The organism is Bradyrhizobium sp. Pha-3, from assembly GCF_042258325.1.
Lineage (GTDB): Bacteria > Pseudomonadota > Alphaproteobacteria > Rhizobiales > Xanthobacteraceae > Bradyrhizobium > Bradyrhizobium elkanii.
In genome coordinates, this window is sequence record NZ_CP170151.1 from 5,419,468 (window position 1) to 5,434,878 (window position 15,411).

16 protein-coding genes and 1 pseudogene are annotated in these 15,411 nt (G+C 64.7%); 6 read left to right on the plus strand and 11 right to left on the minus strand.

Annotated features, from left to right (window positions below):
- Positions 1-33: 33 nt before the first annotated feature.
- The 3 genes from ACE10X_RS25625 to ACE10X_RS25635 form a co-directional block, all read right to left on the minus strand.
- Positions 34-297, minus strand: coding sequence for an EscU/YscU/HrcU family type III secretion system export apparatus switch protein (locus ACE10X_RS25625; RefSeq protein WP_038388518.1), 264 nt, complete (start codon positions 295-297; stop codon positions 34-36).
- Positions 294-1,874 carry a flagellar hook-length control protein FliK gene (locus ACE10X_RS25630; RefSeq protein ID WP_038388519.1) on the minus strand — a complete coding sequence of 527 codons (1,581 nt, stop codon included), beginning with the start codon at positions 1,872-1,874 and terminating at the stop codon, positions 294-296. The genes ACE10X_RS25625 and ACE10X_RS25630 overlap by 4 nt, the downstream gene beginning before the upstream one ends.
- 64 nt (positions 1,875-1,938) lie before the next feature.
- Complete coding sequence (locus tag ACE10X_RS25635) at positions 1,939-2,724, minus strand: ATP12 family chaperone protein (protein WP_375763033.1); 786 nt, start codon at positions 2,722-2,724, stop codon at positions 1,939-1,941.
- A gap of 70 nt (positions 2,725-2,794) precedes the next feature.
- Here ACE10X_RS25635 and ACE10X_RS25640 point away from each other — a divergent pair, with 70 nt between their 5' ends.
- Together ACE10X_RS25640 and ACE10X_RS25645 are read left to right on the plus strand one after the other, a co-directional pair.
- The gene (locus ACE10X_RS25640) at positions 2,795-3,250 is read left to right on the plus strand and encodes a hypothetical protein (RefSeq protein ID WP_038388520.1); all 456 of its coding nucleotides are present in this window, start codon (positions 2,795-2,797) and stop codon (positions 3,248-3,250) included.
- A gap of 80 nt (positions 3,251-3,330) precedes the next feature.
- Positions 3,331-3,787: pseudogene (locus tag ACE10X_RS25645) on the plus strand (GNAT family N-acetyltransferase).
- Positions 3,788-3,822: 35 nt separating this feature from the next.
- Here ACE10X_RS25645 and ACE10X_RS25650 read toward each other — a convergent pair.
- Together ACE10X_RS25650 and ACE10X_RS25655 are read right to left on the minus strand one after the other, a co-directional pair.
- Complete coding sequence (locus ACE10X_RS25650) at positions 3,823-5,130, minus strand: amidohydrolase family protein (protein WP_375763034.1); 1,308 nt, start codon at positions 5,128-5,130, stop codon at positions 3,823-3,825.
- Positions 5,131-5,302: 172 nt separating this feature from the next.
- Positions 5,303-5,866, minus strand: a complete 564-nt coding sequence (locus ACE10X_RS25655) for an HdeD family acid-resistance protein (protein WP_038388523.1) — start codon at positions 5,864-5,866, stop codon at positions 5,303-5,305.
- Between the two features lie 204 nt (positions 5,867-6,070).
- On the opposite strand from ACE10X_RS25655, the gene ACE10X_RS25660 reads away from it, so the two are divergent.
- Positions 6,071-6,346, plus strand: coding sequence for a hypothetical protein (locus ACE10X_RS25660; protein ID WP_038388524.1), 276 nt, complete (start codon positions 6,071-6,073; stop codon positions 6,344-6,346).
- Here the strand turns inward: ACE10X_RS25660 and ACE10X_RS25665 are convergent.
- From ACE10X_RS25665 to ACE10X_RS25675, 3 genes are all read right to left on the minus strand, one after another.
- The gene (locus ACE10X_RS25665) at positions 6,289-7,938 is read right to left on the minus strand and encodes an MFS transporter (RefSeq protein ID WP_193375462.1); all 1,650 of its coding nucleotides are present in this window, start codon (positions 7,936-7,938) and stop codon (positions 6,289-6,291) included. The two genes, ACE10X_RS25660 and ACE10X_RS25665, sit on opposite strands and share 58 nt — an antisense overlap.
- Positions 7,939-8,009: 71 nt before the next feature.
- Entirely contained in the window at positions 8,010-9,008 is a 999-nt protein-coding gene (glsA, locus tag ACE10X_RS25670; protein ID WP_375763035.1) for a glutaminase A, read from the minus strand.
- 82 nt (positions 9,009-9,090) lie between these two features.
- Entirely contained in the window at positions 9,091-9,423 is a 333-nt protein-coding gene (locus ACE10X_RS25675) for a hypothetical protein (protein WP_375763036.1), read from the minus strand.
- Between ACE10X_RS25675 and ACE10X_RS25680 the strand changes: the two genes are divergently transcribed.
- Positions 9,422-9,631 (plus strand): hypothetical protein, encoded by a 210-nt coding sequence (locus ACE10X_RS25680; RefSeq protein WP_038388525.1) that lies wholly within the window; start codon positions 9,422-9,424, stop codon positions 9,629-9,631. The two genes, ACE10X_RS25675 and ACE10X_RS25680, sit on opposite strands and share 2 nt — an antisense overlap.
- A 136-nt stretch (positions 9,632-9,767) precedes the next feature.
- On the opposite strand, the gene ACE10X_RS25685 is transcribed toward ACE10X_RS25680, so the two are convergent.
- The 3 genes from ACE10X_RS25685 to ACE10X_RS25695 all read right to left on the minus strand — a co-directional run bounded on the left by ACE10X_RS25685 (position 9,768) and on the right by ACE10X_RS25695 (position 12,783).
- Complete coding sequence (locus ACE10X_RS25685; RefSeq protein WP_038388529.1) at positions 9,768-10,076, minus strand: hypothetical protein; 309 nt, start codon at positions 10,074-10,076, stop codon at positions 9,768-9,770.
- Between the two features lie 88 nt (positions 10,077-10,164).
- Positions 10,165-11,379 carry an amidohydrolase family protein gene (locus ACE10X_RS25690; protein ID WP_051003357.1) on the minus strand — a complete coding sequence of 405 codons (1,215 nt, stop codon included), beginning with the start codon at positions 11,377-11,379 and terminating at the stop codon, positions 10,165-10,167.
- A 108-nt stretch (positions 11,380-11,487) separates the two neighbouring features.
- Positions 11,488-12,783, minus strand: a complete 1,296-nt coding sequence (locus tag ACE10X_RS25695) for an RluA family pseudouridine synthase (RefSeq protein WP_304557808.1) — start codon at positions 12,781-12,783, stop codon at positions 11,488-11,490.
- Between the two features lie 166 nt (positions 12,784-12,949).
- Between ACE10X_RS25695 and ACE10X_RS25700 the strand changes: the two genes are divergently transcribed.
- Together ACE10X_RS25700 and ACE10X_RS25705 are read left to right on the plus strand one after the other, a co-directional pair.
- Positions 12,950-13,858 (plus strand): alpha/beta hydrolase, encoded by a 909-nt coding sequence (locus tag ACE10X_RS25700; RefSeq protein WP_244436069.1) that lies wholly within the window; start codon positions 12,950-12,952, stop codon positions 13,856-13,858.
- Between the two features lie 1,098 nt (positions 13,859-14,956).
- A complete protein-coding gene (locus ACE10X_RS25705) occupies positions 14,957-15,409 on the plus strand; it encodes a hypothetical protein (RefSeq protein WP_157788184.1) in 453 nt (150 codons plus the stop codon).
- The last annotated feature ends 2 nt before the right edge of the window (positions 15,410-15,411 follow it).

Consider the following 15,411-nt stretch of genomic DNA (forward strand, 5'->3'; position numbering starts at 1 on the left):
AACCGGTGTCCACTTCGCTCGGAAACGCGCCCGCTACCGCGCCCGGCCCGACATCCGCAGCACGAACACCAGCACCTCGGCGACGGCCTTGTAGAGCTCGGCCGGAATCTCGTCGCCGAGCTCGACATTGGAGAGCGCGCCGGCCAACACCTCGTTCTCCTCGATCGGGATGTCGTTGGCCTTGGCGACCTCGATGATCTTGGCGCCGATCGCGCCCTTGCCCTTTGCCACCACGCGCGGCGCGCCGGCGTGGTCGTAATGCAGCGCGACCGCGAGCTGGTTGGTGGCCTCGCTCATGATGCGCGGTCCAGGAAATGGCCGGCGCGGGCGGGTGCGGGTTGCGGCGGGCTGCCGTCGCGGATCTCGATGTCGCCGGGCGTAAGCTCGGCCCTGGTCAGCGCCTGGCTCAGCTCGGACGCGCCGGCGCGCAATTGCGCGGCGGTCGAGGGCCGCTCGGCCCACATCCGCACCGAGGTGCGCTCGCCGTTCAGCGAGACCAGCGCGTGCACCGGGCCGGCCGGCTCGACATCGAGCGTAAAGCGCGCGCGCCACACCCGCTTGGCCGCCTCGACCTCATGGCCGCCGCCATCGCGGGAAATCTCGAACTGCGCCATCGCCGTGCCCTGCTGGGTCAGGAACGGGATCTCGAAATTCCAGCGCGGCAGCATGGCGTCGAGCTGCGGGCGCGCAGCGTCGCCGCGGTCCGGCAGCGAGGCGACCTGCAGCAGCGTCTGCCGCGCCAGCGCCGCATCGGTGTTTTCCAGCAGGCGATGCGCGGTGGTCGCGAGCGGCGCGCCCGGTGCGATCGACGGCTCCGCGACGGCCTGGGCCGACGGCAGCGCGCCGTGAAATGGCGGCGGCGGCGTATTGCCGCGTGCGGGCACCTCGCCCGGCAGCATCTCCCTCGGCGCGGCGCCTTGCCGTGCCGCGTTGCCGAGTTCGTGCAGCGCTTCCTGAATGAGATTGAGCGCGCCGCCGGAGGACGGGCCGGCATCGAGCGCATCCGCGAGTGCTCCGGCGAGCCCTGCGGTGCCGCGGCTGAGATCCTCGGCGACCGGCAGGCGGGCCTGCGGCAGCAGGATCTCCTGAACGTCGAGGTCTGGCGTGCCGGATTGCACGGGGCTCGGCGCCGTGGCGGCGCTGGCCAGCGCCGGTTGCTGGAGCGGTGTGGTGGACGCCGGCCTGCCGGCATCAGCGCTCTCGAGCGAGGTCAGCGCCTGGCGCAGCACGATCAGCGCGGCCTTCAGATCGGGCGCGCTGCCGCTCGCGGGCGCAACGCCCGCGGCCAGCGTCGCCTCGAACAGCAGGCCGGATTTCTGCAAGCCGGCCTTGACCGCATCGCCGCTCAAATTCGCGTCGAGCCCGGTCTGCTGCGCCAGCACCTGCGCGATCGCAGCCTGCAGCTTCGGCGGCAGATTGGCCGAGGCGACCGCGGCGAGATTGGCAAACAGCGGCGCCTGGCTGCCCTGCACCGCCGCCGCATGCTGTGCGGTCGCGGTGATGGTGACGCGCTCCAGCGGCGTCAGCACAGCCTTCGGTGCCGTGGCGACGGGCTGGGCGGCATCGGTGGCGCTGGCCGCCGGCGACAGCCGTACGGCATCGCCGGTGTCCGGGCCCTGCCCGACCAGCTGCAGGCGGATGCCGTCCTTGGTCTGCGACACCGCGAGCTGCAGGTTCTGGCCCTGCTGCAGCGGCACCTCGGTCTGGACGTCGATCGAGAGGCTCGCGATCGCGATCCGCACCAGATCGGCGGACAGCACTTTCAGCACCTCCGCATTGACGACGCTGCCGGCCTCGAGCGTGAGATCCGGCGCAACGCTGTCCGCCTCCTTCGAGGCGAGCACCGGCAGCACGGGATTGATGGCAAGTGCCATGTCGGGGGTCTCGGCCAGGCGCGAGGAACGTGCCGCAGGCTAGCCCGGCGCCGTAAACCCCTCGTTAACCGGCGGCCGGCTTGAGCTCCCTGAGCACGCCCGCGGCGGCCTTGAAATCGAGCTGGCGGGCGGCGCGGCGGGCGGCGACCTCCTCGTCGACGCCCCATTTCTCGATGTTCCAGTCCTCGTCGACATGGGCGGCGGCCCAGACCTGATCCTCGTCGCGGACACCGTGCGCCAGCGCCAGCGCCAGCAGCGCCGAGCCGGTCAGCGTCGTCACCACATGGAGCGCCGCGACCGACCATGGGTCGGTCGGGAACGCCGCCCGCGCCGCCTTGATCGCAGGCTCGGGCTGGCCGACATGCATGACCCCCTCGGCCATCACGAAATGAGCGCCGAGCGCGTCAGCGGCCCAGAACAGGATCGGATCCCAATGCCGTGCCTCGCGCGCCACCAGCGTTTCGGGATACCCGGCGCGATAGAACAAGAGGTCGCTGCCGAGGAACTTGGCCGCATCCTCGGCTACCTCGCCGACGCGATCGATCACCCCCTCGATCACGCTGTTGGCAAGGCGCGTCAGCGGCATGCTCATGGGATCGATGGTCTCGCCCTGCGCATTCCATTCCGCCGCCACCGCGTCCGCAAGGGCCCGCGTCGGCACCGCGATCGGCTTGCCGGACGGCGAGCGGATCGGCTTGCCGTCGAGCGTGATCGAAAATCCGCCGTCGGCCTCCGCGACGCCGGCGCTGGTGTAGAACCGCTTGCGCTGGGGCGTGCGGATGTGGCGCCGCACCGCCTCCCGCGGATCGAACGGAGATTGTACTGGGACATCGTCGAAAAGTTCGCGCATCGCGCCGGCCGGCTTTCGTTCGGAAGGATTTCCCTGCAAGATATGTCAGGGGCAACGGCAAATAAAGCTGATGGGACGCGTCAAGATCCTCGCGGGTTTCTCGCTCGTTGCGGCCGCCCTGGGCGCCCCCACCGCCGACGCCGGGTTCCGCACACCGGAATCGCTGATCCGCAACGTCTACGCCTATTATGGCAAAGGCAGCCCTGCGTTTTCCAATGGACTGCCGCACGACGAGGACGCTGCCCGGCAATTCTTCGATTCGTCCCTGCGCGCGGCCTGGTCCGCCCCGCACGATGCGCCGTACGATTTCCTGGTGCAGAGCCCGACCTGGCGGCTCGGCCCGATCTCGATCGCCGTCCTGCGCCGGCAGTTCGACCGGACCGATCTGACCGTCTCGTTCGATAATGAGGGCCGCGCGGTCACGCTCAATTTTATCGTCGTCAACAGGCCCGACGGCTGGGTGATTTCCGACGTCGAGAGCCCGCACGATTCCCTGCGGATGTTTCTAACGCAATTCAAGCGCTAGAAGACCGTCCTTGCACTTGTGCGCTCCGGGGATCAAGAACGCATATCGCGCCACGACCTCGCCTCTGTGGAGATTGCTCAATGACGGACGTCGCCTTCCGCCGCGCCGAACTTGCCGACCTTCCAGCGATCGTTGCTCTACTGGCCAACGACATCCTGGGCCAGCAGCGAGGACGCGAGCTCCCCGCCGAACCCGAAATATGTCGAAGCCTTCCGGGCTATCCTTGCCGATCCCAACCAGTTGCAAGTCGTCGCGACCTTGAACGACGCGGTGATCGGCACGCTTCAACTGACCTTCATTCCCGGATTGGCACGCATGGGCGCCTGGCGCGGGCAGATCGAGGCGGTCAGAATTGCCGAGACGCAGCGGGGCTCAGGCGTCGGGCAGCAGATGTTCGAATGGGCGATCGAGCAATGCAGGGCCAGAGGCTGCAATCTCGTGCAGCTCACGACCGACAAGGCGCGCCCCGACGCGCATCGCTTCTATGAACGGTTGGGATTCGTCGGCAGCCATATCGGCTACAAGCTGACACTCTGAGGTGGCCGCCAGGCCCGCTTTCTCATCATGTCCGTCTACTTGTTCCGGTCACCACCAAGAAGATTCTTGTAGATCTTTCCATCTTTCATGATCAACAGGAAGTTCTTTGCCGGATCTTCGATCAGCTTGATGTTGTCGATCGGATTGCCTTCGACCAGCAGAAGGTCGGCGAGCGCACCTTCCTCCACCACGCCCAGCTTGCCCGAATATGGATTTCGAAGCCCGGACAGAGCGAGCAATTCGGCGTTCGTGGATGTCGCCATGATGAGCGCTTCAGCCGGCGTGTACCATCGCGTGAGGGCTGTCAGCATGGCGCCTTGCCGGTCAGCGAGCGCCTTCGAGAACAAGACGTCGGTACCGAAGGCCGTCTTCAACTTGTACTTCTTGGCAAAGCCGTAGACCCTGTCGGTGCCGGCAACGACCTGCCGCATCTTGTCCTGCTCCGCAGGTCCAAGAGCACTCGCGCCCGACAGATCGAGGAAGGGCTGGGTGCTCAGCCAAATTCCCTTCTCGGCCATCAGGCGGGCCGACGCGTCGTCCATCAAATGACCGTGCTCGATGCACTTGACCCCCGCTGCGATCGATCGCTGGATCGCGACCGGCGTGTAGGCGTGTACGGCGACATAGGTACCCCAGTTCTCGGCAGCCTCTACCGCGGCACGCAACTCCAGTTCAGTAAACGTGGACACATCGAGCGGACTGAACGGCGACGCCACCCCGCCGCCCGCCGTGAGCTTGACCTGCGTAGCCCCTTGCATGAGCTGCTCGCGCGCGCGCACGCGCACTTCATCCGGGCTGTCCGCGACGATGGCGCCGCCTATCCTCTCCATGCGGCTGAGCATGCCGCCGATCGTTCTGGGCAGATCGGACAGCTGCCGGAAGTCGCCATGGCCGCCGGTGATGGTAATCATGGCACCGGATGGGTAGATGCGAGGACCGGCGACGAGACCCTCGTCGATCGCACGCTTGAGGGAAAAGGCAGGCCCGCCCATGTCGCGAATGGTGGTGAAGCCTCGCATGAGCGTGGCCGTTGCCTCGGCGGCCGCAAGAAGATTGGTGTAACCGACGTCGCTGGCGATCACGGCCGCCGGCGTCGGGCGTACCAGTATTGCATGCCAATGCGCGTCGATCATGCCCGGCATCAGCACCCGTCCGTCGCCGGCGATCACCTGAGCGTCGGCGGTGATCGCCGCATTCGAAATCTTCTCGATCTTGTTGTTCCGGATCAGCACATTGGACGGCCCGGACAGCGCACCATTCTTGCCATCGAAAATGCGTACGTTCTGGAACAGCACGCCGCCATCCTGCTGAGCCGGCGCCGGCCGCGAGGCGACGAGGCTCATCGCAATCGACGCAACCAGCGCCGAAACCCTGACGCTCTTCCTCAAACCCGACATGTCCACTCTCCGCCGATGGCGCATCGCGCGAGACCTTCATTGATCTCGCCGTGCGCGAGGGACCGACTTGATTTCAGCAATTGGTGAGAGTTCCGCTGCTCCCTGGAGGATCGACGACCTATTGAGCCGCCCTGGCGGCTGGCTGCAAAGCGTAGCTCAGCCATCCGATGCCATGGGACAACAGATCGATGCCCAGCAGCAGCCCGAGCACCCACAGCCCGGTGGCCGGAAATCCGGTCAGAATGATGAGGCCGGCCAGGACGCCAAACAGGCCGGACGCCAGCATGATCCAGCCGGACTGCTGCCAATGGCCGATGCCGACCAGCATGCGCACAATCCCGGAGACCAAAAGCATGAGACCGAGGGCATAGGTCAGGAGCAGCGCACTCGCCACCGGCTGGCTGAGCAGGACGATTCCGCAGGCAAGGTAGAGCACCCCGAGCAGAAGCTGCCATACGAATCCACCCCAGCCCTTGGTCCAGAAGGCGTGCAGGATTTCGAACCCGCCGGCAACGATGGCGGTCCAGCCGATAAAGATGGCGCTGATCACGGTGAAAAGCACGACATCTCCCAGGACCAGAAGGCCCGCGGCGATCAGGACGAGGCCTAACAGAACGCAGACCCATAAAGGCGGGCCAGGCAGCCCGCGGAGCATCGTGGAACTGTTCTCATAGGTAGCCATGTCGTCCTCCTTGATCCCAGGCGGCCATGGCCCGATCGCGCGCAACCGGGCCACTCGAGCAGCCGAAGCTTGTGCCTGCCGTCACCAGCGCCATCCGCAGCGGCGGCGACCTCTGTGCCACCAACAGGTCCAGCGGCGCCGGCGATGCCAGCGGCGGCGCGGTGGCGGAGGACGCGGGCGCGGTGGTGGCCGGGCGACGACCATATGAAGCGGCCGACCCGGATCACCCGTCTTCGCGACGAGGGCATCTTCAGGAGCCAGTGGCAGCGCCCTGGCCGCCTGCGTCAGCAATCCGGTTCCGAGACCAGCGGCTGCGACGCCGCCGAGCATTCTCCGGAGCACGATGCGACGATCGAGCTCATCCATATCTGGCACCTCGTTGCTGTTGCAGAGACCTTCTCCAGCGGCGGCCAACATCCCGATCAGGCCGATCGCTCGCCGGTCGCTCCTCCGTCGTCCGGTATTTCGCCCGGCCGGTAATTCGGCAACCGCCCCGCCGGAATGACCGCAAGAAGTGCGAGGCCGGCCATGATCAACAATCCGATCTTCAAAGCGCGCAGACGCGCTTCGGTGTTGACCCGGACGGCTTCCTCGACCTGCTGCGGCGTACCGCTCGTGCCTTCGAGCACACTGCGCAGCCGGTCATTGCTGACGAAGGTGATGTTGCCGAGGTCAACCTGGCTCTGAAGCTCCTTGGTCAGCACCGGACTGGCCGCGATCCTGCCGAGCGCGATCGTGCTCAAAAGACCGACCAGCAGAGCTCCGGCCACCGCGGTGCCAACGGCAGCCGCCAGATTCTGCGTGGTTCCGCGCAAAGACCCGACATCCCCCGCCAACGCCTTGGGCGAAGCCGTGACCAGAACGTTGAACAGCAGTGTCACCAGCGAGCCCTGGCCAATGCCGAACAGCACAAGGCCAAGGAGAACGGGAATCTCGCTCCAGTCATTGCGCACGACGAAGGCGAGCCACAGCAACGCAACGGTGCAGAGGCCGAAGCCAAAGCGTCCGATCTGGCGGGGCGTCAGTTTGTCGTAGAGATTGACGATCAGCATCGCCGAGAGAAAGACGGTCAGATTGAACGGCATCATCGCGATCGCCGTCGCGATTGGTGAACGTCCCTGCACGATCTGGATGTAGAGCGGCACCGTGAAGTTCAGCGCGGCCTCGAGCGCCACGACCGCGAATAGCGCGTAGACCGCACACCGCTCCTCCGGCGAGTCGAGCACCTCCAACGCCAGCAGGGGCGTCTTCCCCGCGGCCTGCTGCCGATGCGTCCACATCAGGAATCCCTGCCCGAGCACGATGCCGAGCACGATCAGGATCGGCGCCGGCGAGACGCCGAGCAAGTCAAACGGCGCGTTGGGGGTCGCCAGGATCACTCCCCAACCGTTCAGATTATTGAATCCGAAGCTGATGAAAATGATTGCGCTCGCTGCGAGAGCGACTCCGATCAGATCGATCTGGACATCCGCGCGACCGCGGTCCGGCCGCAGGCGGAAACTCAGAGCGAACGCGATCGCCGAGGCGACGATGAGAATTGCAAATGCCGGGCGCCAGCCGATATAGGTGCCGAGCAACCCACCGACGACAAATGCCAGCACGCCGGCGGCGGCCCTTGCCGAGCCCAGCGCACCAAGGGCGGTCGCCTGCTGGCGTCCAGCATAATTCTCGGCAATCAGCGCGACGAGCGAGGGCACGATCACCGCGCCCGCAGCGCCGCAAAGCGCCTGAGCGGAAATCATGACGGAGGCCGTGGGGCTGAACGTCATCGCGATCTGCGCTATCAGGAAAAGCACGACGGCACCGCGAAATACCTGCACCGCCCCGAACCTCTGGGCGAGCTTGGCGCCAAGCATCACGAACCCGGCGACAAGCATCGAGTAGGCCACGATTCCGGTCGCGACCGTGGTCGGCGGCACGCCGAAGCTGGCCACCATTCCCCCCATCGCGACCGGCAACGACGCGACGTTGAACGACATGATCATCTGGCCGACCGCAATCGCGATCATGGGCACCCATGATGCGCGCTCTTCCTGTTGAATGTCGCCGATCGAGATCGCTTGCGTTGCCATCGCGTCCTCCAACCTGCCCGGTGTTGCGATCGATCGAGCGACAGCTCCACCGATCCTCACAGCATCTGGTTTCACTCGTCCGGTTGGGACACGAACAGATCCATGCCCAGTCTTTGCGACAGGAACTTCGCGGCGAGCTGCCCCCGCACGCTGTTGCCGGCCGCATCCAGTGGCGGCCCGAAAGTGCCAAATCCACCTTTTCCCGGAGACACCGCGACGATGCCGCCACCGATGCCGCTTTTGCCGGGCAGACCGATGTCGTACAGCCAGTCGCCCGACGTCTCATACAGTCCGGCCGTGACCATGACGGCCAATGCATAGTGGCACACGGCCGCATCGACCACCCGCTGCTGGGTCACCGGATTCACGCCACCATCGGCCAGCGTCGCACCCATCACGGCCAGATCCCTGGCGCTCACATTCAGCGAACACTGCCGGGTGTAGAGATCGGTCGCCTGCCTGGCGTCGCAGTAGATCCGGTCATAGCTCTCCAGCAGCCGCGCGATGCTTCGGTTGCGAAAATTGGTCTTGGATGCCGATGCGTAGACTTCCTCGTTGAGCGAAAGCTTGCGGCCCGCGAAGCGCGAGAGGCCGTCATGGATGAACCGCCACTGCTCTTCCGCGCTCGAACCCGGCACGAGGCTTGTGGTCGCGATCGCGCCTGCGTTCACCATCGGGTTGGTGCGCCCGGCGCCATGCTCGATCGCCGCCAGCGAATTGAACGGCAGCCCGGTCGCATTCGCGCCCAGTCTTGCGCGAGCCTCTTCAGGGCCGATGGCCTCGCACACCAATGCGAATACGAATGGCTTCGATACACTCATGATCGAGAATTCGTATTCGATATCGCCGGCGCCGTAGACGCGCCCGCTGGTACCGGCCACGCAGACGCCGAACAGTTCACTCGGCACCCTGGCCAGGGCCGGATAAACCTGCGAATTGGTCCCTTCGCTGTTCGACTTGAAGCGCAGATGCGCTTGAGACACGAGCTCCTGCACCATCTCGGGCTTGGGCAAGTGCCCAGTCGAGATGTAGGGCCGCTCCGCTTGTTCCGCGATCGAAGGCGGCCACATTGGCACTCCTTCCGGATTTCGACCTTATTGCTTCAGGTCTTCTAGTCGGCAACCAGAAGTAGGCTCCCAAAAAACTACGGAGTCAACGATCCGCCCCCACAGCCTTTGCAATGCTTGCGTTGGTCCAGACCACTTTACGACAAATGCGCTGATCGCATTGCATGTCGCGGAATTGCAGCTCCGCTGCGCGATGCGACACTCGATTGATCCATGCCGCGGCTAGGTAAGCAAGATTGTCCAATCGCCCGCGACGCAATTGAATCAAAAAAGAAGTCATCAGCAACGAGCGATTTCCATCGTGGGCCCGCGAGAGTACGATCATCCTGTGCGGATGTGAGCCCGCCGCTTGTCCAAGCAACACCGGCCCGCGGCGATGGTGGAATGACCGCATCACTTGCAGAGTGAGGTTGATCATGGTGGCGCGCGCAAGCGACGGACAGCTTCTGCTGGTAAAGAAGCTGGGTGGGCTCATCGCTATCGTTGTTGGCTGCTTGCTGACAGCAGTCGGCGTGACATTCGAATCGACAAGCACAATTGTCGTCGGTGTCCTGCTTCTTATGCTCGGAGCGGCCCTGCTCACGCTCAAGATCATGAGACGCAATCAAAGTGGGCCGTTTGGATAGCCAAACGGATTCGCGCGTTGGACGGCCTTGAACCAGATCGCCGCGCCTCCGCCGGCCGATGCCGCTTGTCCGTTCGAGCTCGCACCGGCGTGACCACAATTCCGTGCAAGGCCTGTCTAGCAGACCACGCCCTGCCCTAATCCCGGTGGTTGGCGCAGGATCGCGAATAGGCGGCACGCTCGGCCTGGTTCAGGCCGGCGGCGGCGGCCTCGTCGAGGCACCGGCTGACGCGGTCGCCGAACGAGCTGCGCGGCCGCGAACGCAGGCTCGGCTGCGTCGGTGCATCCATCCTCGGGATGGCCGGCACCTCGATCCGCGGCGGCGGCGGAGGCTGGGGCACCGGCGGGGCCCACATCGAGCGGCCTGGCGGAGGGATTTGCGCAACGGCGCTCGCCGCGCCGATGGCCCAGAGCAAGGTGCAGGCAACAATCAAGGATCGCGTCATCAGCCATATCTCGTGACGCAACGGCACAGGTTCAAGTGATTGCGGCGCACGTCAACGCTTCGCTTGATGTGCGAGTTCCCCGCCCTCGTCACGGCTTCTGGTAGATCACGTGACCGGCGCGGATGGTGGTGCTCACTTTCGCGAGATTGCCGACGTCGCCGAGCGGATCGCCGTCGAGCACCACGAGATCGGCGTCGAAGCCCTGCTCCACCCGTCCCTTCCTCGCGGCCTTGAAGAACCGCGCCGGATTGGTCGTCAGCGAGGCCAGCACCTGCCGCTCCGACAACACGCGGTGCATCAGCTGAAACTCCTGCGTGGTGTCGTACAGCGTGGTGAAGCCGACATCGGTGCCGAACAGCACCGTGCCGCCATTCTCCGAAAACTGCTTGAGCTGGTTGACGGTCGAAGCCACCAGACGGTTGGTGACGTTCGGATCGAGCACCACGGTGGTGAACAGCGACAGTGTGGGAACGAGCGCAGTCCCCTGCGCCTTGAACCGCGCCAGCTGATCCCCAGTGTAGCTGGGTTCGCCGGGTGTGGTGTGCGCGAGCACGTCGACGCCGGACTCGATCACCGTTTCGACGCCGACCTTGTTCTGCGGATGCGCGAACACCGGCCTGCCCTGCGCGTGCGCCACATCGACGGCTGCTTTCGCAATCGCCGGGTCCATGTTGACGACGGGCTTGTCGCCCATGAAGGCGCCGGTGAACAGCTTGATGCCGTCCTCACCCATCGCCAGCCAGTCGCGCGCCCATTTTGTGGCCTCCTCGGGCGTTGCGACTTCCGGAAGCTGCACCTCACGCGGGATGTAGACGGGGTGCCCACCCTTCGGGAAGATGTTGCCGGCAAACAGGATGTTGGGGCCGGCGACTTCGCCTGCAACGATGCGCTTGCGCAGCGGCAGTGTGTCCCTGGGATCGGAGCCGAGATCCCAGACCGTCGTAAAACCCCAGCGCGTCAGCATCTCCTGCATGTGCTGCGTCAGCGCCGCGGCCGGCGCTGCGCCTGAGTTGCGCCAGACATTCTGCGTGAAATGGACATGGCTGTTCCAGAAGCCGGCGACGATGGTCTTGCCGCTGCAATCGATCACGCGGGCATCCGGCGGCGCCTGGATGTCGCCGGACTTGCCGACCGCGCTGATGACACCGTCGGTCATCACGATCACCGCATCCGGCAGCGCTTCCGCATCGGCCGATGCGTAGAGCGTGCCGCCGCGGAGCACGACGGTCTCGGCCTGTGCCGTCACCGAGGCGACAGCCGAGCCAATCAGGAAAAGCGTGACGCGCAGCCAGGTGCCGATCATGGAGAGTCTCCGTTGCAGGCCGGCAGAGGCCGGCGCGCGAAGATAGCCGCAAAGCGCGGAGCCGTTTGATCGTTCTTGCTGTCCGCGCCGGATAACGGCGCCCGACCGTCACTCCTCGGGCGCGTTCTCGATCGGGTCGAACCGGTCGGCCTCGAGCCCGAGCAGATTCCAGGATTGCAGCATGTGCGGCGGCAGCGGCGCGGTGGCATCGATCACGCCGCCCCTCGGGTGCGGAATCACGATACGGCGGGCGAGCAGATGCAGCCGGTTCTGCAGGCCGCCGGGCAGCTGCCAGTTCTCCTTGTTGAAGTATTTCGGGTCACCGACGATCGCGTGATCGATGTGCGCCATGTGGGCGCGCAATTGATGGGTGCGGCCGGTCACTGGCTTGAGCGACACCCAGGCGAGCTTGGTCGCCGAGGTCTCGACCACGGCATAATAGGTCACCGCGTGGCTCGCGCCCTCGTCACCATGCTCGGCGATCCGCATGATGCTATCCTCCTCGCTCTCCTCCTTGGCGAGATAGGTCGAGATGCGGCCCTGCTTCGGCTTCGGCACGCCGGCGACCAGCGCCCAGTAGATCTTGCGCGCGGAGCGATGGCGGAATGCGCCGGTGAGATGGGTGGCGGCGAAACGCGTCTTGGCAACCAAGAGGCAGCCCGAGGTCTCGCGGTCGAGCCGATGCACCAGCCGCGGCTTCTGCCCCTTGGCGTCGCGCATCGCCTCGAGCATCTGGTCGACATGGCGCGTCATGCCGGAGCCGCCCTGCACGGCGAGACCGGCCGGCTTGTTCAGCACCAGCACGTCGTCGTCTTCGTAGAGCGTCATGTCCTTCAGCGCCTGCAGCGTCTTCGCCTCGGCCTCGGAGAGCGCGCCGGCCGTCTTCGGCGTGTCGAGCCGCAGCGGCGGAATCCGCACGCTCTGCCCCTCCTCGAGCCGGTCCTTGGAATCGGCGCGCTTGCCGTTGACCCTGAGCTCGCCCTTCCGGACGATGCGCTGGATATGGGAGAACGAGAGGCCCGGAAACCGCGCCTCGAGGAAACGGTCGACGCGCATGCCGTTCTCGTCGGCGGTGACGACAACGGTCTGAACCTTGGTCGGCAATGGCTGCTCGGCCGCGGCGGTCTTCGACATGGCGGGCTCGGCCCGCTCCTGCCGGTCGCGGCGCGGCTCGGCAAAGCGCGGCGGCTTTCCGGCCGCGTGCGCGAACGGACGGTCGCCGGACTTGCGCTCACCGGATTTGCGCTCACCGGATTTGCGATCGTCCGGCTTGCGGCTGCGCTGTGCCGATCCGCTCTTGCCACGATCCTTGCCACGATCGCCGGCGCGGTCCCGGTCGCGGCCCTTGTCGCGCCCTTTGGCGCGGTCGCCGGGCGATGTGGTTCTCTTGATGCGACGGCTCATGGTGATTTTTCGGCTCCAGACCTGCATTGTGCCTAGCGCAAATGCCGCGAATCGTCACGGCGAAATCGGTGTGAATCCGGTGCAGCATCGGCCATGTTCGGCCGTATACGCAATCGACGGGGGCCCTGGAATGAGACTGGCGATATCGGCTTTGGCGGCGACCCTGATGCTCACGGACCCTGCGCTCGCCCAGCAAAGCCCGATGCCCGAAGCCGCGATGCCGGAAGATCTGGCCTGGAAGCTCCTGGAACTTGGCCGCGTCATCGACCCGCCCAAGACCGCCGCGCTCTACGCGTCGCTGCAACAGAAGGAGCCCTATCAGGGCGTCAAGGTCGAGCGCGACGTCAAATACGGCCCCGCCGACCGGCATCTGCTCGACGTGTTCACGCCGGAGACGGCGGCGCCGGCACGGCCAGTGCTGATCTACATACATGGCGGCGGCCTCATTGCCGGCAACAAGCGCGCCCCCGGCAGCCCGTTCTACGACAACATCATGCTGTGGGCGGTGAAGAACGGCTTCGTCGGCGTCAACGCCACCTACCGCCTGGCGCCGGCCTTTCCGTGGCCGGCAGGCATGGGCGCGATCGTGCAGTGGGTTTCGGAAAACATCGCCTCCCGCGGCGGCGAGCCCAGGCGCATCTTCCTGATGGGCCAATCGGCCGGCGCGATCCACGTCGCGAGCTATGTCTCCCATGGCGAATTCCACAAGGTGAAGGGCGGCGGGCTTGCCGGCGCGATCATGGTGTCGGGCATCTATGATCTGACGGCTTCGCCGGCCGGCGACGCCGAGCTCGCCTATTACGGCTCCGACCCCTCGCGCTATGCCGAACGCTCCTCGCTGCAAGGCCTGCTCGCGAGCCCGATCCCGTTCCTGATCACCGCGGCCGAGCTCGATCCGCCGCGCTTCGTCGAGCAGTTCGAGCTCATGAAGCAGGCCAGCTGCAAGCGGCCGAGCGGCTGCGCCCGCAGCTTCATGCTGCCGCAGCACAGCCATATGTCGGAGGTCTATGCGATCGACACGCCGGACACGCGGCTGACCAACGAGGTCCTGGAGTTCGTGAAAAGCGTCAAGTGACGCGCTAGAGCACTATGAAGTTATGGGCCGTCGCAGCGGGCGCTGCCAAAATATCGAAAACAACCCCATGCAAAGTAGCCGGCGCCGGCCGGCGTTCGATCAAGCAACTTGACACGTCGGGCAACTCAGAGATACATTTCTAATATTCCGAAGTTGCACAAGCGTCCCTCGCCCAAGGCCGTGCACATTTGCGGGCTTCTGCAGCTGACGCTCCCACGCTAGCGGGCGGGAAACGGGAACGCGCGTTATTCGCGGCCGCAGCCTCTCGTCGAGGACGCGGACTCATTAAACGCTGCCACAACCGGATTGACGCGAGTTGAGCAAATGCAAGGTAGTTGGCGGCGAGCCTGTCAATGGCTTGGCTGTCAGGCTCAACTGGTCGCAATTCACCGAAAGCGGACCTATTATGCTTACCTTGAGTTTTGTCGTTCATGACCCGAAGCGAACTTTTCGTCAACTCCAGCCTCGCTTGGTCAGAAGCGGACCGATCTCCGCCGCAAGCCAAATCACCACGATCACTATAACCAGAAGGAGGAAGCCACATCCGGCTCCAAATGACCGCTCGGGAGGCGGGGGCGGTACATAGTCCATGCTGGCATCTCCGTTGCAATTGCCAACGCGCGGCTTTCCAACGACGATGACGAGCGCATCAGAGTTCGTGCACGCTCAAGTAGCGCTCGCTTTGTTAATAGATCGCTACTGATGAACCCTATTTGCCTTCCGCTTTTTGGCCCTAAGCAGACCTAAGGCCGGCGCCGATTGAAGTCAGTTTTGACCCGAAGCGGGCCCTTATGGTTGCCAATCACCTAACTGCGTCCGACAGTTTCCAGCCCAAAAGAAACATTGGGTTGGTACGACGCCAATAAGCTCACATCATGCGCCTTAAACCCGGAAACCTCGTGACACATAAGAGCGGTTGCCCAATCATGTTGATTGATCGGGTATGGCCAGAGCACTTGTGGCTGATGAACCGTAGCGACTATCCGTGTGACTGCACATGGGTTGAGGACCGCGTTCCGAGAGCCGCGACTTTTCTAGCTACGCAACTGCGACCTGTGTATGCCGACGGTTCCCCGCGAAGCTACGATGAGGAAGGTCATGACTGACAGCGAGCAGAAGCTCCTGATCGCACTCGTCAAGATGGTAAGTCGGCATCTTACCAGGTATGGCGACCAGGTTGACAGCATGTCCGAAAGTGCGGGCGAGCGTGCTCTCGAAGTCCTCGCTGACTTCGGATTAATGGAGACTGTGAATGCTCGGTTTGACCGTTGGACCGACGAAGGACTACGGTTTCGGCGGGAGATGGCCGGAGTTCCCGATCAGGAAGCAGTGAGCCACGGCAACCGCTTGCAGCTGCGTGGCGTAGTTACGAGGAGCTTGGAAGAACTCGCTCCGCTTGCTGCGGAGGTTGCAACCAACACCGATCTATTAAAGCGATTTGAGGATGTCGCATTTGGGGACGATAGTCGCCGCACCCACGAGGTCGGAGAAGAGATTACCGCCTACGTTCGAACATTTTATCCGTCTTTGACAGACCATGAAGGCGTCTAGGT

Coding starts and splice junctions, on each gene's coding strand:
- ACE10X_RS25625 (WP_038388518.1), bottom strand. CDS start 297: ATGAGCGAGGCCACCAACCAGCTCGCGGTCGCGCTGCATTACGACCAC.
- ACE10X_RS25630 (WP_038388519.1), bottom strand. CDS start 1,874: ATGGCACTTGCCATCAATCCCGTGCTGCCGGTGCTCGCCTCGAAGGAG.
- ACE10X_RS25635 (WP_375763033.1), bottom strand. CDS start 2,724: ATGCGCGAACTTTTCGACGATGTCCCAGTACAATCTCCGTTCGATCCG.
- ACE10X_RS25640 (WP_038388520.1), top strand. CDS start 2,795: ATGGGACGCGTCAAGATCCTCGCGGGTTTCTCGCTCGTTGCGGCCGCC.
- ACE10X_RS25650 (WP_375763034.1), bottom strand. CDS start 5,130: ATGAGCCTCGTCGCCTCGCGGCCGGCGCCGGCTCAGCAGGATGGCGGC.
- ACE10X_RS25655 (WP_038388523.1), bottom strand. CDS start 5,866: ATGGCTACCTATGAGAACAGTTCCACGATGCTCCGCGGGCTGCCTGGC.
- ACE10X_RS25660 (WP_038388524.1), top strand. CDS start 6,071: ATGAAGCGGCCGACCCGGATCACCCGTCTTCGCGACGAGGGCATCTTC.
- ACE10X_RS25665 (WP_193375462.1), bottom strand. CDS start 7,938: ATGGCAACGCAAGCGATCTCGATCGGCGACATTCAACAGGAAGAGCGC.
- glsA (WP_375763035.1), bottom strand. CDS start 9,008: ATGTGGCCGCCTTCGATCGCGGAACAAGCGGAGCGGCCCTACATCTCG.
- ACE10X_RS25680 (WP_038388525.1), top strand. CDS start 9,422: ATGGTGGCGCGCGCAAGCGACGGACAGCTTCTGCTGGTAAAGAAGCTG.
- ACE10X_RS25675 (WP_375763036.1), bottom strand. CDS start 9,423: ATGATCAACCTCACTCTGCAAGTGATGCGGTCATTCCACCATCGCCGC.
- ACE10X_RS25685 (WP_038388529.1), bottom strand. CDS start 10,076: ATGACGCGATCCTTGATTGTTGCCTGCACCTTGCTCTGGGCCATCGGC.
- ACE10X_RS25690 (WP_051003357.1), bottom strand. CDS start 11,379: ATGATCGGCACCTGGCTGCGCGTCACGCTTTTCCTGATTGGCTCGGCT.
- ACE10X_RS25695 (WP_304557808.1), bottom strand. CDS start 12,783: ATGAGCCGTCGCATCAAGAGAACCACATCGCCCGGCGACCGCGCCAAA.
- ACE10X_RS25700 (WP_244436069.1), top strand. CDS start 12,950: ATGCTCACGGACCCTGCGCTCGCCCAGCAAAGCCCGATGCCCGAAGCC.
- ACE10X_RS25705 (WP_157788184.1), top strand. CDS start 14,957: ATGACTGACAGCGAGCAGAAGCTCCTGATCGCACTCGTCAAGATGGTA.